Below are 21,842 nucleotides of genomic sequence, written 5' to 3' on the forward strand. Positions count from 1 at the left end.
TGATGAAATTCCGCAAGCCATGGCTCTCCGCCGTCGTGGCCGGCTCGCTGCTGTTCTCCGGCGCGCTGCTGGCGCAGGACGTGCCGACCCCACCCCCCGTGCCACCGCCGCCGTCGGACCCTACCGCCCCGTCGCCGCCGGCCACGCCGATGCCGCCCGCTCCGCCGGGCTCGCCGCAATCGAACATGCCGCCAACGCCGCCTCCGCCGCCGAACCCGGCCGACACGCCGCCGGCCCCGCCGACCAGCTCGTCCATGCAGACGATGCCGCCGCCGGCATCCAGCGCGCCGCCGCCGATGGGCGACGACGCGGCCGGCATGAATGGCATGGACCACGGCATGGACGGCAACAGCATGAGCAACGGGGCGACCGGCGGCGGCAACGCCAACGTCGAGTTCAAGTCGTCCATGCCACCAGCTCCCTCTGCCGGGCCGGCACCGGATTTCGGCCAGCTCGCCAGCGGCAAGAAATCGATCACCCTGCAGCAAGCGGGCAGCTACCCGCCGCTGGCCAACGATTTCGACTACGCCGACAAGAACCGTGACGGCCGCGTCACCCAACGCGAATACGAGGCCTGGCAGGGCCACTGAGTTTCCGCTCGACACTCCCCTTGCCGGCCGCCCGCGGCCGGCATCTTTTTGCCCGTCACGCCCGGTTCGGCTGCCGCTGGCTAGACTCGCCCCTTTGCCGACAGGGAGCGAAGCCCTTGATGAAACGACTTCCGGCCGCGGCGTGCGCGCTGCTTGGTGGCACGTGGGCCTGCGTGTCGCACGCACAGAACCCCGACCCGATGGACATCCGCGCCTGCACGGCGATCGAGAGCGATGCCCAACGCCTGGCCTGCTACGACCACGCGACCGGCCGGGCCAACCTGCCGGTGGCCAGGAAGCACGCCGACGAGAGCACCGTCCTGCCCAGCGTGTTCGGCCACGACCGCAATCCGCGCCAGGTCGCCACCGCGGACAACCCGGAAGTGGCCATGCCGCTGTCGCTGCTGGACAGCCGCTGGGAGCTCGCGCCGGAGGCCAAGCTGGGGACCTTCAACGTGCGCGGCTACAAGCCGGTCTACCTGTTGCCGGTGTTCGCCACCAGCAACCAGAACGAGCGCCCGCACAGCCCCAATCCGCTCAACACGCCGACGCGGCCGGAACCGGTGGACAACGTCGAGGCGAAGTTCCAGATCAGCTTCAAGACCAAGCTCTGGCAGGGCGTGTTCGGCGACGCCGGCGACCTGTGGCTGGGCTACACCCAGTCCTCGCGCTGGCAGGTCTACAACGACCGCCTTTCGCGGCCGTTCCGCGAGACCAACTACGAACCCGAGGCGATGCTGGTGTTCAACACCCATTACCAGGTGTTCGGCTGGGACGGGCGACTGCTGGGCATCGGCATCAACCATCAGTCCAACGGGCGGTCCAATCCGCTCTCGCGCAGCTGGAACCGGGTCACCGCCAACCTCGGCTTCGAGCGCGGCGACTGGACCGTGATGCTGCGCCCGTGGTGGCGCATTCCCGAAGGCGGCCCGGACGACAACAACCCCGACATCAACGACTACATGGGCCGCGGCGAAGTGCAGATCGTGCGCGAGTGGAACGGGCAGGAATTCGGGCTGCTGCTGCGCCACTCCTTCCGCGGCGGCAGCCGCAGCCACGGCGCGGCGCGGTTCACCTGGAGCTTTCCGCTGGCCGGCAACCTGCGCGGCTACGTGGAGGCGTTCAAGGGATATGGCGAGAGCCTGATCGACTACAACCACAATGCCACGTACCTGGGGCTGGGTGTGTCGCTGCTCGACTGGTACTGAGCCTTCGAAAATGCAGGAGCCCGCCAGCGGGCTCCTTCAGAAGGCATGTCGGCGGTTAGTGATCGTGCCCGCCCGGGCCGTGCACATGGCCGTGCACCAGTTCCTCGGAGCTGGCCGGACGCACCCCGGTCACCTCGACGTTGAAATGCAGGGTCTGCCCGGCAAGCGGATGGTTGCCGTCGATGTGCACCTTGTCGTCGTCCACGCGCACCACGGTCACGTTGATCGCGCCCTGCGGGCCGCGGCCCTGGAACTGCATGCCCGGCTGGATGTCCTCCACGCCCTGGAATGCCTCGCGCGGCACTTCCTGCATCAGCTCGTCATGGCGCGGGCCGTAACCCTCCTCCGGCGAGACGTCGACCTTGAACTGGTCGCCCGCCTGGCGGCCGGCCATCTGCTTCTCCAGCCCCGGCACGATCTGGCCGGTGCCGTGCAGGTAGGACAACGGCTCGCGGCCTTCGGAACTGTCGATGACGCGACCTTCGTCGTCGGTCAGCGTGTAGTGGAACGAGGCGACGGTATTCTCTGCGATCTGCATGGCATTCTCGTTGACAGGGAATGGACCAGCTTAACAGGCGACCGTGGAAAGGCTGTCATGCCGGCCTGCGCGGTAGCGCCATGATTGCCATACTGCAGGCATGAAAATGTTGCGCCGGTTGTTCCGTCTCTTTCCTCTCTTCCCCCTGTTCGTCCTCGCCCTGTTTCCCCTGCGCACCGCGGCCATGGACCTGGCCGCCACGCGTGCGGCGATCGACGCGCACATCGCCCAACCACGCTTCGCCGCCGCGCGCTGGGGCGTCGCCGTGGTCTCGCTGGACAGCGGCCGGATGCTGTACGCGCACGATGCCGACAAGCTGTTCCAGCCCGCCTCGACTGCCAAGCTGTACACCGCGGCGCTGGTGCTGAACGGGCTGGATGCCGGTTATCGCATTCCCACCCGCGTGCTCGGGCCGCCACCGGGCCATCGGGGGCGCGTGAACGGCTCGTTGGTGCTCTACGGCATGGGCGACCCCTCGCTCGGGGCCGATCCGTCCACTGCCGGCTGGGCCGATTCGCTGGCCGACCAGCTTGCCGCGCGCGGCGTGCGCCGCGTGCGTGGCGACCTGGTGGCCGATGCCAACTACTTCGCCGGGCCGCCGATCGGCAACGGCTGGGAGGCGTTCGACCTGCTGGCCGGTTTCGCCGCGCCGGCCTTGGCGCTGAGCGTGGATGAAAACCAGGTGCGGCTGACCGTTACGCCCGCACCGCGCGCAGGCAGTCCGGCGCGGCTCGATCTCGATCCCGCGTTCGCCGCGATGCCGTTGCAGGGCCGGCTGTCGACCTCGCCCGCCGGCAGTCCCGGCGATATCAACATCTATCGTGCGCCCGGCAGCCGCCTGCTGCAGGTGTTCGGTTCGATCGCCGCGCAGGCAGCGCCGCGCAGCTTCCACCTGGCCATGGACGACCCCGCGCGCGCGGCGGGTAACGCGCTGCTGCAGGCGCTGCAGCGCCATGGCATCGAGCTGGACGGAAAGCTGCGCGTGCTGCACTGGCCGCAACAGGCCGCCGCGCCGCGCGCAGAATCCCAGGTGCTGGCGCGGGTGCTGTCGCCGCCGCTCTCGACGATCCTGCGCGAGGGCCTGAAGCGCTCGCAGAACCTTTACCTGCAGAACCTGCTGCAACTGGCCGGCACCCGCGCCCACGCCGCGGCGGCCGGCGATCCGGTCGCACCGACCGGCTTCCTGAGCGCCGCCGACTGGGGCATCCACGCACTGCGCCAGTTGCTCGACCGCATCGGCATCCCGCCCTCGGCCAGCCTGATCGGCGAAGGCACCGGGCTGTCACGGCGCGACCTCACCACCCCGCACGCGCTGGTGCGCCTGCTCGGCTTCCTTGCCGCCGGCCAGGACGCCGCCCTGCTGCGCGACATGCTGCCGGTGGCCGGCGTCGATGGCACCCTTGCCTGGCGCATGCGTGGCACGCCCGCCGCCGGCAACGTGCACGCCAAGACCGGCAGCATGACCTACGTGAACTGCCTGGCCGGCTATGTCACCAGCGCCGCGGGCGAGCATCTGGCCTTTGCGATCCTGCTCAACGACTACGAGCCGCCCGAGGGCATGCGGGTCAGCGCCGACGTCGATGCGATCGCCATCCAGTTAGCCCGGCTCGACGAGAAATCGCTGTAGGCCACCTGGGGGCGACCGGAGATTGGTGGCCTGCCGACTGCGGTTTCCTTGCAGGAGCCCGCTGGATCGCCTCGATCTGTCCGATCGGCCCCCAGCGGGCTACGCCTCGCCCGCACCTCGCCGGGCGAGATCCGCCCCGATCTTCTCCGGCGTATCGGTCGGCGCGTAGCGGCGGACCACCTGGCCTTCCGGGTCGACCAGGAACTTGGTGAAGTTCCACTTGATCGCCTCGCTGCCCAGCAGCCCCTTGCTCTCGTGCTTGAGCCAGCGATAGAGCGGATGGGCGCCCTCGCCGTTGACCTCGATCTTGGCGAACAGCGGGAAGCTCACGTCGCAGTTGAGACTGCAGAACTGACGGATCTCCGCCTCGCTGCCCGGCTCCTGGTGGCCGAACTGGTCGCAGGGAAACCCCAGCACGGTCAGGCCGCGCTCGCGCCATTGCCGCCACAACGCTTCCAGGCCCTGGTACTGCGGCGTGAAACCGCACCTGGAAGCGACGTTGACGACCAGCAGCCAGCGCCCGCGCCAGTCGGCGAGCGAGCGCTCCTGGCCATCGATATCGCGGGCGGAGAAATCGTAGACACTGGCCATGCAGGAAGCTCCGTTAGATTGCCGGCGAAGTCTACGCCGGCGGCGGCATATGCATATGAGCGACGACCATTTCCCGCGGCGCGGCCGGGCGGCGATGCTTCGATGATGTACCTGCTGACATCCGCCGTGATCGCACTGGCCACCCTCGTGCTGCTTGCCTACGCGGCCTGCCGGGAGGCGCCGCGCCGGCGCGTCCGCGTGCGCCATCGGCCGCCGAACCTGTAGGGAACCTCGAAAGATCCCGAAAGCTTTCGACGCCCGCTGTAGAGCCCACTTGTGGGCGATGCTCTTCGTCCAACTTGCGCAAAAAGCATCGCCCACAAGTGGGCTCCTACAAAAACGTCGCACGAAGGGAGTTATTCGAGACTCCCTGTAGGACGCGCTTGGGCGCGCACGCCCGGCTAAGCGTCACGCCTCCGACGGAATGTCGAACACCTGCCGCAGGTAGGCCACGTAGGCCGGGTCGTCGCACATGTTCTTGCCCGGCGAATCGCTCAGCTTGGCCACCGGCTGGCCGTTGCAGCGGACCATCTTGATGACGATCTGCAGCGGCGTGGGCCCGACGTCGTTGGTGAGGTTGGTGCCGACGCCGAAGGCCAGCTGGCAGCGGCCACGGAAGTGGCGGTAGAGCTGCATCACCTTGGGCATGTCCAGCGCATCGCTGAACACCAGGGTCTTGCTGCGCGGGTCCACGCGGTTGGCCTGGTAGTGCGCCAGCACCTTCTCGCCCCATTCGAACGGATCGCCCGAGTCGTGCCGGGTACCGTCGAACAGCTTGCAGAAGTACATGTCGAAATCGCGCAGGAAGGCATCCAGGCCGTAGACGTCCGACAGCGCGATGCCAAGGTCGCCACGGTATTCCTTTGCCCAGGTTTCCAGCGCCACGCGCTGCGAGTCGCGCAGGCGCGGACCCAGCGCCTGGTGCGCCTGCAGGTATTCGTGCGCCAGCGTGCCCAGCGGAGTGAGGCCGAACTTCCACGCCAGCCATACGTTGCTGGTGCCGGCCAGTTGCTCGCCCAGGCCGTCGCGCAGGGTGCGCACCACTTCGGCGTGCCAGTCGCGCGAGAAACGGCGGCGCGTTCCGTAGTCGGCGATGCGGCAGTGGGCGTACTCGGGGTCGGCGCGAAGCAGCTCGATCTTCGCCTGCAGGCGCTTGCGACCCGCCTCCAGGTCCAGGCCCGGCTGCGTGTTGCGGAAGTAGACCTGGTTGACGATCGCCAGCAGCGGTACCTCGAACAGGATCGTGTGCAGCCACGGGCCGATGATGCGGATCTCGATTTCGCCGTTGGCCGCCGGTGCAGGCGTGATCTGCACGTATTTGGCGTTGAGCTGGAACAGGCCCAGGAAATCGACGAAGTCGCTCTTGATGTAGCGCCAGGTGCGCAGGTAGTCCAGTTCCCCGGGGGTGAAGCGCAGGCTGCACAGCGCTTCGAGCTCGGCGCGGATCTCGTCGATATAGGGCACCAGGTCGATGCCAGGGGTGCGGCATTTGAAGCGGTACTCGACCTGGGCGGCCGGGTAGTGGTGCAGCACCACCTGCATCATGGAGAACTTGTACAGGTCGGTGTCGAGCAGGGACTGGACGATCATGCGCTGGCCTGGCGGGATCCGGAACGTGCCGGCATCGGGATACGCATTATCCCAGTGCTGGCGCGCGCACGGCGAATCAGGCGGGCGGGCGGAATGCTGGAGCCCCGGTCACGGAGCCACGCCCGCCCCGGCAGCCAGGCGCTCGAGCTGCCGCGTGCGCTCGTTCTGCGGTTCCTCCGCCAGGGCGCCGACCGCCGCATAGAAGGCGCCCCACTGCCGCTCGGCACGCGCGAACAGCACGGCAAAGGCGCCGGTCCAGCGATCGTACAGCCCGAACGGCAGCAACCTGGCATTGTTGATGGGCGCCGCTACCCATGCGTCGTAACGGTGATCACCGGGCCAGTGCGCATCGCGCCACTGCGCATAGCGGCGGCGGAAGGCTTCGATCTGCGCCTGTTTTGCATGCGCCAGCGCGACCTCGTCACCGCTGCCCGCGTACAGCCGCTTGAGCCGGTCGCGCAGATCCAGCACCAGCGTGGTGAAACCCTGCTCCATCGCCTGGCCGCGCAGATCAGGCGGCGGCAGGCCGCGGGCCCTGCGCCATTCGCGCAGGCCTTCGCGTTCGACGAAGCTGGCGAAGGATTCGTTGAACGCCGTGTCTCCCTTCAGATAGAGCTGCTGGTGCGCGAGCTCGTGGAAGATCGTGCCGGCCAGCTGGTCGTCGTCCCAGCGCAGCATGCTCGAGACGATCGGGTCGGCGAACCAGCCCAGCGTCGAATAGGCCGGCACCGGGCCGATCCACACGTCGTCGCCTTGCGCCTCGAGCTGCGCCGCGCGAGCCTGCGCGCGGGCGTGTTCGAAATAGCCGCGGTAGGCCACGCAGCCGGCGATGGGAAAACACTGCGGCAACGCCTCGACCGAGTACGGCGGCGTGGCGAACACGTTCCAGGCCACGTAGCGACGATGCAGATCGACGTAGCTGGTGTAGCTGCGGTTATCCGGCAGCGCCAATGCGGCGGACGCGAACTGCCGTGCCTGCGCAGCCAGGCGCAGGCGGCGGGCCAGCGCGGGGTCGGTGGCCGGGTCGCGTACCACCTTGGCGAGCGGTTGGCGGTGCATCAGCAACGACGCCTGGCCATGCGCCACGTGGGCGTAATAGCGCAGGCTGCCGCAGGCACCGAGCAGGAGACACAACACGACAGTGGCCAGCCGCATGGCGCGCCCGCGGAGCGAGAGATGCTGCATGCCGCGATTGTGCCAAGTGCCGGCGGCGCCGACGAGCCCTGCGGCCGGGCGACGCGCCGCGCTACCCGGCACGGCGCATGCCCGGATGATCAGTGGCGATCGCGGTGATCGCGTCCGCCGTGCCGATCGCCGCGATCGTTCCCCCGATCATGCCTGCGGCTGTCGTGGCCACGGTCATGGCCGCCGCGCCATGACCGGCGCTCGTGCCCGTCGCCGCGGCGGTCATGGCCCCGATGGTGCTCGCGACTCCAGTCGCGGCCACGGTGGTAGTGATGCGAATCGCGGTACCAGGTGCCGCTGATGCCCACGCTCACGCCCGGCGCGTAACCCCACCCTGGCCCGTAATAGCCGCCATAGCCGTAATAGTCCGGCCGGTAGATCACCGACGGGCCTTCGCCGTAGTAGGCGTCGCCCTGATAGCCGTTGCCGCGCACGTAGCTGTAGCCCGGGTCGTAGTAGCAACCCGACAGCGCGGCCGTGCCCAGCACCAGCGCCAGTCCTGCAAGCATGCGTTTCATGGCTCACCTCCGTGACTGCTGTCACGGAGAGCACGCTAGTGGCGGGGGTTTGAATGCGCCCTGAGCGCCGCGTCCATAACGCATTGGCGGACGCGACGCTCGGGCGGGGCCGGCGTCAGACCTTGGCGCCACGCTGGCCGGTGTGCACCGGAATGGTGTTTTTGGGCGCATCGCTGGGCAGCTGCGGGCTGGCTGTCGTGTGCACGGCCGAAACGCCATGCGGCTGCGCGTCGCCAGGGTGCGACGGCCCCTGGCGGTTGCGGTCGTGCTTGGCGTCGAGCAGGGCCTGGATGTGCGCGACGGCTTCTTCCGGACTGATGTGCCGGGTCGCCGCAGGCGACTTGCGCGACGCCCCGCTCTTGCGTGGCGCGGACTTCGCGGCCGGCCGGGCCAGCTTGCCCGCGGGCGCGGCCTTCTTCGCCGCGGGGCGGGGCATCGCCTTGGCGGTGGCGGACTTCTTCACGGGGGTCCTGCCGGCGGCTTTCCTGGCGGCGGTCGGCGTGGCCTTCTTCGCCGCCGGCCGCTTCGTGGCGGTTTTCTTCGCTGCCGCCTTCTTGGGTGCCACCTTCTTCATGGCGGCCTTCCCGGGCGTTCCCTTCTTCGCCGATGCCTTCTTCGCCGCTGCGCCACGGGGTACCGCCTTGCTGGCCGCGGTCTTCCGCGGTGCCGGCTTCTTCGTGGCGGCCTTCTTCGCCGTCACCTTCTTCACCGTCACCTTCTTCGCGGTCACCTTCTTGGTTGCTGCCTTCTTGGCCGTCACTTTACTGGCCAACTTTTTGGCGGGTGTCTTCTTCGAAGCCGCCGCGGAGCGGGATGCCGCGCTCTTGCCGGCTGCCTTTTTCGCCGCCGTACGGTTGACGGGGGTCTTGATGCCGGCCTTCTTGCTGGCGGCGGTCTTCTTGGTCGCGCCGGTGCCGGCGGCTGCCTTCTTTGCCGCGGATTTCTTCGCGGCCGACGTGCGGGTCGTTGCCATGCGTATTCACTCCTGCGGGTGGTCGATGCAGCCTTGCCCGCGTTGCCATGTTTCGCGCACGCGGCGGAAAGACCTGCGTGCCCAGTATTGCGCGAGCCGCTTCGACTGTCATGCGCGAGTGCCGCACGACGCGCCGCTCAATTCAGGATGCGTGCCGCCTGCGCAACTCCAGCGCATGCCGCTGATGGCAGGCGAAGGCGTCGAGTGCCGGGTCGTAGTCCCAGCGCTCGACGGTGCAGGCATCCGCCGTGGCGCGGCGCAGCAGGTTCACCGAATTGGGCACGTCGCCGCGGACGCGATGCGATACCGCGGTTCCCGCCTGCACCACCCACAGCGGCCGGTCGGGCGGATCGGGCAAGGGGCGCACGTAAGGCAGGTGGATATGGCCGCCCAGCACCAGTTGCGCACCGGCGTCGGACCAGGCGCGCGCCGCCTGCGCGTGGCCGCGCAGCAGATTGCCCACGTCCGATTCTCGGGTGACCGCCATCGGCTGGTGCACCACCACCACGCGCAGTTGCATGGGTGTGGCCAGTCGCAGGCTCGCCGACACCCGTTCGATCTGCGCGGGCGACACCTCGCCCTGCTTGTGCCGCCACCAGCGCGTGGTGTTGACCCCCAGCACGAGCCAGTCGGCGGATTGCCACGCCGGCTCAAGCTGCTCGCCGAATGCCCGTCGGTAGCGCGCGTACGGCGCCAGCAGGCGCTTGCCCAGGTCGAACAGCGGAATATCGTGGTTACCGGGAATGGCCAGGAACGGCACCTGCAGGCTCTGGACGAAATCATGCGCCGCGGCGAACTGCGCCACGCGCGCGCGCTGAGTCAGGTCGCCGGAGAGCACCACCAACGCAGGGCGGCTCGCCTGCACCAGCCGCCGTAACGCCGCCAGCACCGGCGCCCGCTCGGTGCCGAAGTGCGAATCGGACATGTGCAGCAGCACGCTCACGGGTCGCTCCGCGCTCGCGGCACCAGCAACCGCAACGGCTGCGGCGCCACCTGGAAATGCAACGGCAGCGGCAGATGCTGGATCTCGCCGTCCAGCGCCAGCTTGATGCGCCGCCGCCGCGGCAGTGACACGTCCAGCTCGGCGAACGCGAAGCTGTCGACCTTCTCCACATCGCCGAGATGGCCGGACAACCCGCGCACGGCCGCCAGGATCATCCGCCAACGGGCCAGCGGCGGCAGCACGATGCCGACCAATGCACCGCGCGTCACCGCATCGGCCTGGGGGATGCCGATGTGCTGAAGCTGCAACCGGTTGGCACCGACGACCAGGGTCGTGCTGCGGCGTACGTGCTCCAGACCGTCCTCGCGCAGCGACAGGCGCAGGTCCGGATAGCTGCCCAGCAGCGCGCGCAGGCCGGAAAACAGCGCCACCAGGCGATGGCGGCCGTAGCGGCGCTTGTCCTGCTCGCGCCGTTCCAGCAGTTCGGGATAAAGCCCCAGGCTGGCGTTCACCAGGAACACGCGGTCGTTGACCATGCCTACCGGCACCGCTGTTTCGCGCGCGTCCAGCAGGCCGTGCATGCCCTCGCCGGGGTCGCCTTCGGGCAGGCCGTGGCAGCGGCCGAAGAAATTGAAGGTGCCCTGCGGCAATGCACCCAGCGGCAGGCCCGCGGGCAGCACGGCCTGCACTACCGCATTGATGGTGCCGTCGCCGCCGACCACCACCACCGCGCCATCGCGTGCCTGCGCCGCCGCCACCGCCTGCCCCGCCAACTCGCCCAGCTCGCGCGGGTGTCGCGCGCAGAACAGGCGGTACGGATGCGCCGCCGCATCGAGCGCGGCGCGGATGGCCTGCTCCGTCGCGGCCGCGTCGCCGCTGCCCGAGCGGCGGTTGAGCACCACGAAAAACGGTCGTGGGTGGCCGTGCGGCATGGATCTCCTACAGGCGTGGGTGCGAAAGCTCCGCAAGGAAGTGAGTGAACACCCTCGGCTCTATCAGCAGGGTGAAGGCCACGCCGTAGGCCGCGCCCCAAAGGTGCGCACTGTGGTTGATGTTGTCCCGCCCGGCACGGTCCATGTAGATCGAGTAACCGATGTAGAGCACCGCATAGAGGATCGCGGGCATCGGCAATACGAACACGATGATGCGCGACCACGGCGCCAGCAGGATGAAGGCGAACAGCACCGCCGACACCGCGCCCGAGGCGCCCAGGCTGTGGTAATTCGGATTGCGGCGGTTCTTCAGGTAGGTCGGCAGGATCGAGACCACCAGCGCGCCGATGTAGAACAGCAGGAAGCCGAGCCGGCCCAGTTCGGCGCCATAGAACTGCTCCATCAGCCGGCCGAAGAAGAACAGCGTGATCATGTTGAACAGCAGGTGGCCGAAGTCCGCGTGGATCAGCCCGTAGGTCACCAGCCGGTGGTATTCGCGATGCCGCTGGATCGCCGGCGGCCACAGGATCAGGTCGTCCATCAGCTTGGGCTTGTTGAAGGCCAGGAACGAGACGACGCAGGTGACGGCGATGATGGCCAGGGTAAGCATGATCGCTGGGTTTCCCAGGAGACGGCGGACCCTCCATCTTGGCGTCCGTCCCGCGGATTGTCGACACGCGCGGCCACCCGCGCGGCGCCGCGGCGTATCATGCGCGGCCTTCTCCGCCCGCTCCCCACGGACACGCATGGAACCGATCCGCTACCTGCATCTGGACGTCTTTGCCGCCAACTGTGGCGGCGGCAACCATCTGGGCGTGGTCACCGACGCGCGCGGCTGGAGCGACCAGCAGATGCAACGCTTCGCACGCTGGACCGCACTGGTGGAAACCACCTTCCTGCTGCCGCCATCCACGCCGCAGGCCAGCTATCGCGTGCGCATCTTCACCCCGCATCACGAGATCCCGTTTGCCGGCCACCCCAGTGTCGGCAGCGCGCACGCCGCGCTGCTCTGCGGGATGGCGCGGCCGGTCGATGGCGTGCTTTGGCAGGAATGCGCCGCCGGCGTGCTGCCGATCCGCGTCGAGGGCGAGGGCGAGGCGCGCGACCTGCTGCTGAAGTCGCCCGGCGAGCGCGTGCTCGCCACCGGCCGCGACGCGCACCCGCTGCTGGAGGCCACGCTGGCCGGCATCGAACTGGGCGCACTGGTGCCGGCGCTGGTCGACGGCGGGCGGCGCTGGTGGCTGGCCGAAGTCGCCGACGAAGCAGGCCTGCGCGGCTGGCAGCCCGACCACAGCGCGATCGGCGCGCTGGCCCGCGCCACCGGCAGCATGGGCCTGTGTGCCTTCGCGCGCAGCGCATCGGACGATTACCAACTGGTCGTGCGCGCCTTTCCCGCCGGCGTCGGCATCGTCGAGGACCCGGCCTCGGGCGCCGCCAATGGACTGATCGCGGCCTACATCGCCCAGGCCGAGCCGCACGGCCTGCTGGCACGCGGCTACGCGATCAGCCAGGGCCGCGAGATGGGCCACGACGCGCGCCTGCTCGCGCGCATCGAGGCAGACGCGATCTGGGTCGGCGGCCGTGCGCGCACGGTGGTCGATGGCGTGCTGCATTGGACCGACGCATGAGCGGGCCCGCGCAGATCTGGGTCGACGCGGACGCCTGTCCCGGCCCGATCAAGGAAATCCTGTTCCGCGCCGCCGAGCGAGCGCAGGTGCAGGTGACCCTGGTCGCCAATCAGATGCTGCGCACGCCGACCACGCGGTGGGTGCGTGCGATCCAGGTGGCCGGCGGCTTCGACGTGGCCGACAACGAGATCGTCCAGCGCCTGGCCGCGGGCGACCTGGTGGTGACGCAGGACATCCCGCTGGCCGCGCAGGCGATCGACAAGGGCGCGCTCGCCCTGCACCCACGCGGCGAGCTGTACACCCGCGAGACCATCGCGCAGCGGTTGTCGATGCGCAATTTCATGGACGAGCTGCGCGGCGCCGGCGTCGATACCGGCGGACCTGCCACTTTCCACGCGCGCGACCGCCAGGCCTTCGCCAACCAGCTCGACCGCTGGCTGCAGCAACGCCCGAAGATTGCGTAGAGTGGGCGCAGGGTGGGGCTTCAGCCCACCAGCTCCGATGGTGATCGAAGCGGTGGGCTGAAACCCACCCTACGCCTACTCGAGGTGGGCGCGGCGGGCGGCCACCTGCGCCAGCGCCGCCCAGTCCAGACCCTCGCCGCCAGCGCCCAGCGCCTCGATCAGCGCATCGCGCACCACCCCGGCGAACGGCAGCGGCACCCGCGCGGCCTCACCCGCGGCCAACGCCAGGTTGACGTCCTTCAGTCCCAGCGGCATGGCGAAACCGGGTGGTGCGTAGCGCTCCTCGGCGATCAACTTGCCATAACCCTGGTAGGCCGGCGCCGCGAACAGCGTGCCGGTCATGATTTCCAGGAAGTCGGCGGCGGACACGCCGTGCGCGCGGGCCAGCGCGCTGGCCTCGGCCATGCTCTCGATGGCCGTGGCCAGCATGAAGTTGCCGGCCAGCTTGACCACGTTGGCGCGTTCGGGCGCCTCGCCCACCGGCCACAACCGGCAACCCAGCACCTCCAGTAACGGACGCACGGTCTCGACCGTGCCGGGCTGGCCGGCGACCACGATGTTGAGCTTGGCCGCGGCCGCCATGTCCGGCCGGCCGAACACCGGCGCGGCGACATAACCTAGGCCACGTTGCGCATGCGCCTGGGCCAGCTCGCGCGCCAGCGCTACCGAGATGGTGGCGTGGTTGACGTGCACGGTGCCGCGGTCCATCTCCTCCAGCAGGCCGCTTTCGAGGAACACCGCGCGCACCGCCTGGTCGTTGGCCAGCATGCTGTGCACGACCTGGCCCTGCACTGCCCGCCCGGGCGTACGTGCGACCTTGGCGCCGAGCGAGGCGAGCGGCTCGGTGGGGCCTTCTGAGCGGTTCCACACGGTCAGCGCGTGGCCCGCGACGAGCAGGTTGCTGGCCATGGCGCTGCCCATGGCGCCCAGGCCGAGGAATCCGACGTTCACGGGAATTCTCCCTGTTGGAGCGACCGGTTAATGGAACACCGGCAGCGTCGAAGGCGTGCAAAGGCCGCCCCGTAGGGTGGGCTTCAGCCCACCGGCTTTTTGTGGTGCCCGGAGCGGTGGGCTGAAGCCCACCCTAGGGTTGCGAGGCTCACGCCACCTCGCCGGCGGCATGGCCGGAGGCCCATGCCCACTGGAAGTTGTAGCCGCCCAGCCAGCCGGTGACGTCCACGACCTCGCCGATGAAATACAACCCCGGCACGAGCTTCGACTGCAAGGTGCTGGAGGACAACCCGTCGGTGTCCACGCCGCCCAGCGTCACCTCCGCGGTTCGGTAGCCTTCGGTACCGCTGGCGACCAGCGGCCAGTCATGCAGCCGCGTACCGATCGCGGCCAGTTCGCCCTCGCGGTACTGGCGCATCGGACGGTTGCCGAAATCGAGGTCACACAGGCGCTGGGCCAGCCGCTTCGGCAGCAGGTCGGACAGCACCGTCTTCAGTTCGGCCGCTGGCCGCGCTGCACGCTGCTCGGGCAGCCAGCCAGCCGCGTCGCCGTCGGGCAACAAATCCAGCCGCAACTCCTCGCCCGGCTGCCAGTACGAGGAAATCTGCAGGATCGAAGGCCCGCTGACGCCGCGATGGGTAAACAGCAGCCCCGCGCGGAACGACTGCCGCCCGCAGCGGGCTTCGGCCGGCAGTGCCACGCCGGCCAGGTCCGCGTAGCGCTCCTGGTGCTTGCCGCTCAGGGTCAGCGGCACCAGGCCGGCGCGGGTCGGCCGCACGGCGTGGCCAAACTGCCGTGCCAGCTCGTAGCCGAAACCGGTGGCGCCCATGCTCGGAATCGACAGCCCGCCACTGGCGATCACCAGCGACTCGGCATGCACCTCGCCGTGCGCGGTAGTGACGCTGAAGCCCGCCTCGCCGTGGCGCACGCGCGCTACCGCACAGCTCGTCTGCACCAGCACGCCGGCGGCCGTGCACTCGTCCAGCAGCATGCGCACGATCTGTTTGGAGGAGTCATCGCAGAACAGCTGGCCGAGCTCCTTCTCGTGGAAGGCGATGCGGTGCTTTTCCACCAGTGCGATGAAGTCGGCCGGGGTGTAACGCGCCAACGCCGATTTGGCGAAATGCGGGTTGGCCGACAGGTAGTTGGCCGGCGTCACGCCCAGGTTGGTGAAATTGCAGCGCCCGCCACCGGACATCAGGATTTTCTTGCCGGGCTTGTTGGCATGGTCGAGCACCAGCACGCGCCGGCCGCGCTGACCGGCGGTGATCGCGCACATGAGGCCGGCGGCGCCTGCGCCGATGATGAGGACGTCGGTTTTCATTCGCTCGTTCGTGGTGTTGGCCATTCCCTGGGCGCAATGCCTTTTGCAGGCCACTCCTGGCGGTGCCTCGAAGAGCATCGCCCACGAGTGGGCTCCTGCAGGGGTGCGGTGCGGAGGAAGGGCCCGGGAGCGGCATTATCGCGCGTGCGCTTACACTTTCCCCTTTCGATCCCACAGGCCCGCACCATGCCCTCTTTCGACGTCGTCTCCGAAGTGGACAAGCACGAACTCACCAACGCGATCGACCAGGCCAATCGCGAGCTGGCCGCGCGCTTCGATTTCAAGGGCACCGACGCGGTGTTCGAGCTGGACGGCTACGTGATCACCCAGCGCGCACCCAGCGACTTCCAATTGCAGCAGATGCTGGACATCCTGCGCGGCCGGCTGACCAGCCGGAAGATCGACATCCGCGCGCTGGACGTGGCCGAGCCGGAGGTGAACCTGGCCGGCGCGCGGCAGAAGGTCACGGTCAAGCAGGGCATCGAGCAGCCGGTGGCGAAGAAGCTGGTGGCGGAGCTGAAGGCAGCCAAGCTGAAGGTCGAGGCACAGATCAACGGCGACAAGCTGCGCGTGACCGGCAAGAAGCGCGACGACCTGCAGCTGGCAATGGCCGTGCTGCGCAAATCCCCGAGCGACCTGCCGCTGCAGTTCGACAACTTCCGCGACTAGCCGCGCCGCGCAGGGTGGGCTTCCGCCGACTGTGAGGAGAGCCGGTGGGCTGAAGCCCACCCTAGCCGCGCGACAACTCCGCGCAGCGGACACAACGGATCAGGCGCGCAGGTCGTCGAACTCGGGATGCCGGCGCATCCAGGCGGCGGCGTAGGAGCAGGCCGGCACCACCCTCCAGCCCTCGGCACGCGCGGTCTCCATCGCCACCCGGGTCAGCGCCGAGGCGATGCCGCGACCTTCCACTGCCACCGGCACGCCGGTGTGGGTGATGGTCATGACGTTGCCGGCCAGACGGTAGTCCAGCTCGCACGACTGGCCGTCGACGCGCGTTTCGAAGCGGCCGGCGGCCGTATCGTGGTGGATATCGAAGCTCATGGCCGCTACTCGCCGGAAAAGCCGCGAGCATACGGCGAACGCCGGCAAAACGTGTGTGAAGCGCCCGGCGGCGTGCGTTCGCGCGGGCTGAATGGCGGCGCCACCACACTGGCCCGTCCACGCGATGACGCGCGCCAACGGGAGACCCGCCATGAAGAAATCCGCCTCCGCTACCTGGTCCGGCGGCCTGAAGGACGGCCAGGGCACCATCTCCACTGAAACCGGAGTGCTGCGCGAAGCGCCGTTCGGCTTCAAGTCCCGCTTCGAGGACGGCCCGGGCACCAACCCGGAAGAACTGATCGGCGCCGCGCTCGCCGGGTGTTTCTCGATGGCGCTCTCGCTGGGCCTGGGCAACGCCGGGCTGACGCCCGAACAGATCGAGACCAAGACCCAGGTCACGCTGGACAAGCAGGGCGAGGGCTTCGCCATCACCACGATCGCGCTTACCTGCCGTGCACGCGTACCCGGCGCCGACGCCGACACGTTCCAGCGCATCGCCCGGGAGACCAAGCAGGGCTGCCCGGTGTCCAAGGTGCTCAACGCCGAGATCTCGCTCGACGCTGCACTGGAAGGCTGACCCTGCCACCGCCCCCATCCCGTTGGGGTGGGCCTCAGCCCACTTCTCCGGAGTCGCTCGAAACGGCGCCGCATGGTGGGCTGAAGCCCACCCTACGAGGGAGACAGCTCGCGCGCGGCGACCTCCGGATCGGCGGCCATCACGCGGTTCCGGCCGGCGCGCTTGGCCGCGTACAAGGCGGCATCCGCCCGGTCGAGCAGCGCCTGCAGCTCGTAGTCGCCGGGCAGCGTGGCGGTTGCGCCGATCGAGACGGTCAACTGCAACAGGTGCCCGTCGACCAGCAGCGGCGTGGTCTCGACCCTGGCGCGGATGCGCTCGGCCAGCACCAGCACCTGGGTCAGATCCGCGTCTGGCGCCAGCACGACGAATTCCTCGCCGCCGATGCGGCCGATCACATTGCCCGCGCGCAGCGTCGTGCGGATGCTGTCGACCAGCGCCAGCAGCACCTTGTCTCCGCCGCCGTGGCCGAAGCGGTCGTTGACACTCTTGAAATGGTCGGCGTCGATCATCAGCACGCCCACGGACCGGCGCGTGCGGCTGGCCTGCGACAGCACCCGGGTGCCTTCCTCGGTCAGCGCCAGGCGGTTCTTGACGCCGGTGAGCGAATCGACCCGCGCGAGCGAATGCAGCTCGCGCTGTAGGGTCTCGCTGTAGAGCAGCAGGAATCCGATGCTCAGGAACAGCGGCTGCATGCCCGAGAGCAGCACGTAGAGGTAATTGACCGTGTCCGGCTGGATGATGTTCGCCGGCGGGTTCAGATCGAACCACAACTGACCGTTGCGCCACATCAGCAGCAGCGCCGACAGCGAGCACAGCACCAGCAGCGCCACGCGCGCCCGCGAGCTGCGCCGCCGGCCGCCGTGCAGCAGCGCCTGCATGCGCAGCCCGATGTCGGCCAGGATCGCGGCCGAGCCCCACAGCACGCGCAGGCGGTAGTCCGGTTCGACCACGCCAAACCAGCCCACGCCCAGCCAGCCGATCACGCCGATCGCCAGTGCCGTGCGCCAGCGCAGCGGCTCGCCCAGCAACATGCGCAGCGCGACCACCGCCATGCCCTGGGCCAGCAGGTTGAGCGCGTTGCCGACCAGCAGCAGTTGCGCCGGATGCAGCCAGGCCTGCGCCGCCAGCATCGCCCAGCCGGCCGCCTCCACCCCCAGCGCGCCGGCGCGCAGTTTGAGGCTGGTGCGCGCCACGCCCGGGCCACCCTGGGTGCCGCCCCACAGCAACACGGCCAGCGCCAGCGACTGGATCGCACTGATCAGCGACAGGGTTTCGATATGCATGGGCATGCTGGGCTCTCCCCGCGCCCGACGGTGACGATGGCCTCCGCCGTGGATATCGCGCGTGTGCGATGGCGTCCCAGGCCCGGTCGTCGCCCGTCGTATCGGCGCCAGCCGGCGGGACTTTAGCGTTGACAGCGCACCCCAGTCCGTTACTTTCCACGCAAAATACCCGACGGACGCCGCATGGCCACGCTCATCCCGACCCGCAACAGCTGCCTGCCGCGCATGACCGCGGGCGAGAAGCGTTTCTCCGAGCGGCTGGAACAGAAGCTGGAGGACGACTACCTGCTCTGGTACGACGTGCCGGTAGGACTGAAACAGCGCCACCCGGATTTCGTGGTGTTCCACCCGCGCCGCGGCCTGCTGGTGCTGGAGGTCAAGGACTGGAAGGCCGAAACCATCCGGCACGCCGACAGCACCCAGTTCACCCTGGTCACCGAGCGCGGCCTGGTGAAGGAAAACCACCCGCTGCTGCAGGCGCGCGCCTATGCGCTGGAGATCGGCGTGGTGCTCGAGCGCGACAGCGCGCTGCGCTTTCCGGCCGGCCATCGCCATGCCGGCAAGATCATCATGCCGTGGGCCTGGGGCGTGGTACTGGCCAACATCAGCCGCAAGCAGTTCGAGGAGGGCGGCCTGGACGCGGTGATCCCGCCGCACCTGGCGATCTGCCGCGACGAGTTCTACGAGTCGGTGGAACCGGAGGAGTTCCAGCAACGGCTGTGGGCGATGTTCCCGCAGGTGTTCCCGGTGGCGCTGACCCTGCCGCAGATCGACCGCGTACGCTGGCACCTGTTCCCCGAGCTGCGGGTGGAAGCCGGCAGCGGGCAGTTCGGTCTGTTCGGGCCCACCGACGCCGCGGTGCGCCCGCTGGAGATCCCCGAACTGGTCAAGGTGATGGACGCCCAGCAGGAACAACTGGCCCGTTCGCTCGGCGAGGAGCACCGGATCATCCACGGCGTAGCCGGCTCCGGCAAGACCATGATCCTGGGCTTCCGCGCCATGCAGCTGGCGCGCGCGATGAATCGGCCGATCCTGGTGCTCTGCTACAACAAGACGCTGGCCGCACGGCTGGAGCAGCTGATCGGCGAGCGCGGCCTGGCCGAGAAGGTGCAGGTCTACAACTTCCACAAGTGGTGCCGGAAGATGCTCACGGCCTATCACGTGGAGCTGCCCCCGAAGGGCGCGGACGGCTTCTTCGAGCAGATGGTCGAACGGGTGATCGACGGCGTCGACCGCGGCCAGATCCCGCGCTTCCAGTACGGCGCGGTGCTGGTCGACGAAGGCCACGACTTCGAGCCGGACTGGTACAAGCTGATCGTGCAGATGATCGACCCGGCCACCAACTCGCTGCTGGTGCTCTACGACGACGCGCAGAACATCTACGGCAAGGCCGACCGCCGCAAGGTCAGCTGGAAGAGCCTGGGCGTGCAGGCGCAGGGCCGCACCACCATCCTCAAGCTCAACTACCGCAACACGCTGGAGATCCTGGCGGTGGCGCGCGGCTTCGCCAACGAGCTGCTCGCCGAGCGCGCCGACGATGACGACGGCGTGCCGCTGATCGCTCCGGAAAGCGCCGGCCGCCGCGGCCCGCTGCCGGAGCTGATTCGGGTAGAGAGTGCGCCGGCGCAGCTCACCGTGCTGGTCGCCCAGTTGCGTGACGAACACGCGCACGGCCGGCCGTGGTCGGACATGGCGGTCATCTTCCGCAACCAGTGGGAAGGCGAAAAACTCGCCGAGGCCCTGGCGCGCCAGGACATCCCCAGCCGGCTTGCCGAAGGCCGCGGCAAGGGCACGCTGTTCGCCGTCGGCGAGACGGTCAAGCTGGTCACCATGCATTCGAGCAAGGGGCTGGAGTTCCCGTTCGTGATCATCCCGGGGCTGGGCTCGCTGCCGAAGGAAGGCAAGGACGAGGCCGAGGAGGCCCGCCTGCTCTACGTGGCGATGACCCGCGCCACCGAGCGGCTGGTGCTGATCCACCACGACGATTCGGTATTCAGCAAGCGCATCCGCGATTCGATCAATCAGGTGCAGGACCAGCTGGTCGCACTGCCGGCCTGACGCACCATCACCTGTAGGAGCCCACCCTGTGCGCGACCACCATGTATCCGGTCGCGCACAGGGTGCGCTCCTACAGGGGACCTCGAAAAACCCCGAAAGCTTCCGACGCCCACTGTAGGAGCCCACTTGTGGGCGATGCTTTTGGCGGTGCAATCAGGCGTAAGGGCATCGCCCACAAGTGGGCTCCTACAAAAAATGTCGCACGAAGGGAGTTATTCGAGATTCCCTGCAAGGTCCCCATGCCTTTGGGCACAGTACCGCCCATCCGCCAACCGCTAGGCTGTGGCCTTTCGTCCCAGGGGAACCCACCGTGCGCAAGTCCCTCCAGGCCGCCTTGCTGGCCGCCTCGCTGCTGGCCAGCCTCGCCGCGCCCGCCTTCGCCGCCGACAAGCCCGCCGCCGAGGCCAGCCACGGCGACTATCACCTGCCACCCTTCCCCGCCGACGCGCATGCGCAGCAGACCGCGCGGATCGACGGCCGCACGCTCAAATACACCGCCACCGTGGGTTCGTTGCCTGTGCGCGACGAGAAAGGCAACAAGGTCGCCGAAGTGGTGTTCACCGCCTACACCATGGACGGCCCCGGCCGTCCCGTGACGTTCGCGCTCAACGGCGGCCCGGGCGCCGCCTCGGTCTACCTCAACCTCGGCGCGATCGGTCCCAAGCGCGTGAGCTTCGGGGAGGAAGGCGACAACCCCTCCGACCCGGCCACCCTGCACGACAATCCGGGCAGCTGGCTGCCGTTCACCGACCTGGTGTTCATCGACCCGGTCGGCACCGGCTTCAGCCGTGCGCTGGTGGACGACAAGAAGGCGACCAAGCTTTTCTACAGCACCGATGCGGACATCAAGTACCTCTCGCGCATCGTCTACGACTGGCTGGTCGAACACGGCCGCCTGCAGTCGCCGAAATATCTGGTCGGCGAAAGCTACGGCGGCTTCCGCGGCCCACGCATCACCGACTACCTGCAGACCCGGCTCGGCGTGGCGATGAAGGGCGTGGTGCTGGTATCGCCCTACCTTGACCCGGCCGCGTTCAGCGACGAAAACGTCTCGCCGCTGCCCTGGATGCTGACCCTGCCCTCGATCGCCGCGGCGCACCTGGAGCGCGAGCACAAGCTCACGCCCGAGGCGATGGCACAGGTGATCGAGTACACCCGCGGACAGTACGCGGTCGACCTGATGCGCGGCCGCTCCGACCCGCAGGCGACCGCGCGGGTGGTCGAGAAGGTGACCGAACTGACCGGGCTGGACCCGCTGTTCGTGCGCCGCTCGGGCGGCCGCATCGAGACCCAGGCCTATCTGCGCGAGGTCTACCGCGCCGAGGGCAAGCTGGGCAGCCGCTACGATTCCAACGTCACCGCGTGGGATCCGTTCCCCTACGCGCCGCACCAGCGCACCGGCGACCCGATCCTGAACGGCATCATCGCCCCGACCACCACCGCGATGGTCGACTTCGTCACCCGTACCGTGGGCTGGAAGTACTCCGGCCGCTACAACGCGCTCAGCTACGAGGTGAACAAGCTGTGGCACGAGGACGACGACGCGATCGAGGGCTCGGTCTCGCAGCTGCGCGAATCGGTCGCCAACGATCCGGGCCTGCGTGTGCTGATCGCGCACGGCTGGGACGACCTGTCCTGCCCGTTCATGGCCTCTGTGCTGATCGTGGACCAGATGCCGCCGATGGGTGACCCGACCCGCGTGCAGGTGAAGAACTACCCCGGCGGGCACATGTTCTACGCCCGCCCGGACAGCCAGGCGGCGCTGCTGAAGGACGTCAAGGCGCTCTACGGCGTTCACTGATGTTGTAGGTTGGGGTG

23 protein-coding genes are annotated in these 21,842 nt (G+C 68.8%); 10 read left to right on the forward strand and 13 right to left on the reverse strand.

The features are described 5' to 3' along the window. Positions 1-2 precede the first annotated feature (2 nt). Together OSC30_RS07150 and OSC30_RS07155 are read left to right on the forward strand one after the other, a co-directional pair. Positions 3-590 carry a hypothetical protein gene (locus OSC30_RS07150; protein WP_267171157.1) on the forward strand — a complete coding sequence of 196 codons (588 nt, stop codon included), beginning with the start codon at positions 3-5 and terminating at the stop codon, positions 588-590. 119 nt (positions 591-709) lie between these two features. Continuing rightward, positions 710-1,798, forward strand: coding sequence for a phospholipase A (locus tag OSC30_RS07155; RefSeq protein ID WP_267171158.1), 1,089 nt, complete (start codon positions 710-712; stop codon positions 1,796-1,798). A 55-nt stretch (positions 1,799-1,853) separates the two neighbouring features. Here OSC30_RS07155 and OSC30_RS07160 read toward each other — a convergent pair whose 3' ends face one another. Beyond that, positions 1,854-2,336, reverse strand: a complete 483-nt coding sequence (locus OSC30_RS07160) for an FKBP-type peptidyl-prolyl cis-trans isomerase (RefSeq protein ID WP_267171159.1) — start codon at positions 2,334-2,336, stop codon at positions 1,854-1,856. A gap of 100 nt (positions 2,337-2,436) precedes the next feature. Here OSC30_RS07160 and dacB point away from each other — a divergent pair, with 100 nt between their 5' ends. Further along, positions 2,437-3,963: a D-alanyl-D-alanine carboxypeptidase/D-alanyl-D-alanine endopeptidase gene (gene dacB, locus OSC30_RS07165; RefSeq protein WP_267171160.1), complete on the forward strand. Its 1,527-nt coding sequence runs from the start codon at positions 2,437-2,439 to the stop codon at positions 3,961-3,963. A 99-nt stretch (positions 3,964-4,062) separates the two neighbouring features. On the opposite strand, the gene OSC30_RS07170 is transcribed toward dacB, so the two are convergent. Next, a complete protein-coding gene (locus OSC30_RS07170; protein ID WP_267171161.1) occupies positions 4,063-4,554 on the reverse strand; it encodes a glutathione peroxidase in 492 nt (163 codons plus the stop codon). Between the two features lie 102 nt (positions 4,555-4,656). Between OSC30_RS07170 and OSC30_RS07175 the strand changes: the two genes are divergently transcribed. Continuing rightward, the gene (locus OSC30_RS07175; RefSeq protein WP_267171162.1) at positions 4,657-4,779 is read left to right on the forward strand and encodes a hypothetical protein; all 123 of its coding nucleotides are present in this window, start codon (positions 4,657-4,659) and stop codon (positions 4,777-4,779) included. A gap of 183 nt (positions 4,780-4,962) precedes the next feature. Here the strand turns inward: OSC30_RS07175 and pncB are convergent, their stop codons facing one another. The 7 genes from pncB to OSC30_RS07210 form a co-directional block, all read right to left on the reverse strand. Continuing rightward, on the reverse strand, positions 4,963-6,144 hold the full coding sequence (gene pncB, locus OSC30_RS07180) for a nicotinate phosphoribosyltransferase (RefSeq protein ID WP_267171163.1): 1,182 nt from the start codon (positions 6,142-6,144) through the stop codon (positions 4,963-4,965). A 108-nt stretch (positions 6,145-6,252) separates the two neighbouring features. Next, positions 6,253-7,329, reverse strand: coding sequence for an aminopeptidase (locus OSC30_RS07185; protein WP_267171164.1), 1,077 nt, complete (start codon positions 7,327-7,329; stop codon positions 6,253-6,255). Positions 7,330-7,418: 89 nt separating this feature from the next. After that, the gene (locus OSC30_RS07190; RefSeq protein ID WP_267171165.1) at positions 7,419-7,847 is read right to left on the reverse strand and encodes a hypothetical protein; all 429 of its coding nucleotides are present in this window, start codon (positions 7,845-7,847) and stop codon (positions 7,419-7,421) included. A 115-nt stretch (positions 7,848-7,962) separates the two neighbouring features. Further along, the gene (locus OSC30_RS07195; RefSeq protein ID WP_267171166.1) at positions 7,963-8,820 is read right to left on the reverse strand and encodes a histone H1-like repetitive region-containing protein; all 858 of its coding nucleotides are present in this window, start codon (positions 8,818-8,820) and stop codon (positions 7,963-7,965) included. Between the two features lie 142 nt (positions 8,821-8,962). Continuing rightward, the gene (locus OSC30_RS07200) at positions 8,963-9,763 is read right to left on the reverse strand and encodes a metallophosphoesterase family protein (protein WP_267171167.1); all 801 of its coding nucleotides are present in this window, start codon (positions 9,761-9,763) and stop codon (positions 8,963-8,965) included. Continuing rightward, positions 9,760-10,695 carry a diacylglycerol/lipid kinase family protein gene (locus tag OSC30_RS07205; RefSeq protein ID WP_267171168.1) on the reverse strand — a complete coding sequence of 312 codons (936 nt, stop codon included), beginning with the start codon at positions 10,693-10,695 and terminating at the stop codon, positions 9,760-9,762. The genes OSC30_RS07200 and OSC30_RS07205 overlap by 4 nt, the downstream gene beginning before the upstream one ends. Positions 10,696-10,702: 7 nt before the next feature. Further along, positions 10,703-11,308, reverse strand: coding sequence for a rhomboid family intramembrane serine protease (locus OSC30_RS07210; protein WP_267171316.1), 606 nt, complete (start codon positions 11,306-11,308; stop codon positions 10,703-10,705). Positions 11,309-11,441: 133 nt separating this feature from the next. Between OSC30_RS07210 and OSC30_RS07215 the strand changes: the two genes are divergently transcribed. Together OSC30_RS07215 and OSC30_RS07220 are read left to right on the forward strand one after the other, a co-directional pair. Next, positions 11,442-12,323, forward strand: coding sequence for a PhzF family phenazine biosynthesis protein (locus OSC30_RS07215; RefSeq protein ID WP_267171169.1), 882 nt, complete (start codon positions 11,442-11,444; stop codon positions 12,321-12,323). Next, entirely contained in the window at positions 12,320-12,787 is a 468-nt protein-coding gene (locus tag OSC30_RS07220; RefSeq protein ID WP_267171170.1) for a YaiI/YqxD family protein, read from the forward strand. Before OSC30_RS07215 ends, OSC30_RS07220 begins: the two co-directional genes overlap by 4 nt. Positions 12,788-12,862: 75 nt before the next feature. Here the strand turns inward: OSC30_RS07220 and OSC30_RS07225 are convergent, their stop codons facing one another. Together OSC30_RS07225 and OSC30_RS07230 are read right to left on the reverse strand one after the other, a co-directional pair. Further along, positions 12,863-13,738 carry an NAD(P)-dependent oxidoreductase gene (locus tag OSC30_RS07225; RefSeq protein WP_267171171.1) on the reverse strand — a complete coding sequence of 292 codons (876 nt, stop codon included), beginning with the start codon at positions 13,736-13,738 and terminating at the stop codon, positions 12,863-12,865. Positions 13,739-13,886: 148 nt separating this feature from the next. Next, positions 13,887-15,062: a BaiN/RdsA family NAD(P)/FAD-dependent oxidoreductase gene (locus OSC30_RS07230; RefSeq protein WP_267171172.1), complete on the reverse strand. Its 1,176-nt coding sequence runs from the start codon at positions 15,060-15,062 to the stop codon at positions 13,887-13,889. 186 nt (positions 15,063-15,248) lie between these two features. Between OSC30_RS07230 and OSC30_RS07235 the strand changes: the two genes are divergently transcribed. Then, positions 15,249-15,731: a YajQ family cyclic di-GMP-binding protein gene (locus OSC30_RS07235; protein ID WP_267171173.1), complete on the forward strand. Its 483-nt coding sequence runs from the start codon at positions 15,249-15,251 to the stop codon at positions 15,729-15,731. Between the two features lie 99 nt (positions 15,732-15,830). Here the strand turns inward: OSC30_RS07235 and OSC30_RS07240 are convergent, their stop codons facing one another. After that, the gene (locus OSC30_RS07240) at positions 15,831-16,106 is read right to left on the reverse strand and encodes a GNAT family N-acetyltransferase (RefSeq protein WP_267171174.1); all 276 of its coding nucleotides are present in this window, start codon (positions 16,104-16,106) and stop codon (positions 15,831-15,833) included. Positions 16,107-16,257: 151 nt separating this feature from the next. Here OSC30_RS07240 and OSC30_RS07245 point away from each other — a divergent pair, with 151 nt between their 5' ends. After that, entirely contained in the window at positions 16,258-16,683 is a 426-nt protein-coding gene (locus OSC30_RS07245; RefSeq protein WP_267171175.1) for an OsmC family protein, read from the forward strand. A 92-nt stretch (positions 16,684-16,775) separates the two neighbouring features. On the opposite strand, the gene OSC30_RS07250 is transcribed toward OSC30_RS07245, so the two are convergent. Further along, complete coding sequence (locus OSC30_RS07250) at positions 16,776-17,972, reverse strand: GGDEF domain-containing protein (RefSeq protein WP_267171176.1); 1,197 nt, start codon at positions 17,970-17,972, stop codon at positions 16,776-16,778. Between the two features lie 177 nt (positions 17,973-18,149). Between OSC30_RS07250 and OSC30_RS07255 the strand changes: the two genes are divergently transcribed. Both OSC30_RS07255 and OSC30_RS07260 read left to right on the forward strand, forming a co-directional pair. Beyond that, on the forward strand, positions 18,150-20,024 hold the full coding sequence (locus OSC30_RS07255) for a 3'-5' exonuclease (protein WP_267171177.1): 1,875 nt from the start codon (positions 18,150-18,152) through the stop codon (positions 20,022-20,024). A 310-nt stretch (positions 20,025-20,334) separates the two neighbouring features. Beyond that, positions 20,335-21,825 (forward strand): S10 family peptidase, encoded by a 1,491-nt coding sequence (locus tag OSC30_RS07260; RefSeq protein WP_267171178.1) that lies wholly within the window; start codon positions 20,335-20,337, stop codon positions 21,823-21,825. The last annotated feature ends 17 nt before the right edge of the window (positions 21,826-21,842 follow it).

It is taken from the genome of Frateuria hangzhouensis, from assembly GCF_026410505.1.
Lineage (GTDB): Bacteria > Pseudomonadota > Gammaproteobacteria > Xanthomonadales > Rhodanobacteraceae > Frateuria_A > Frateuria_A hangzhouensis.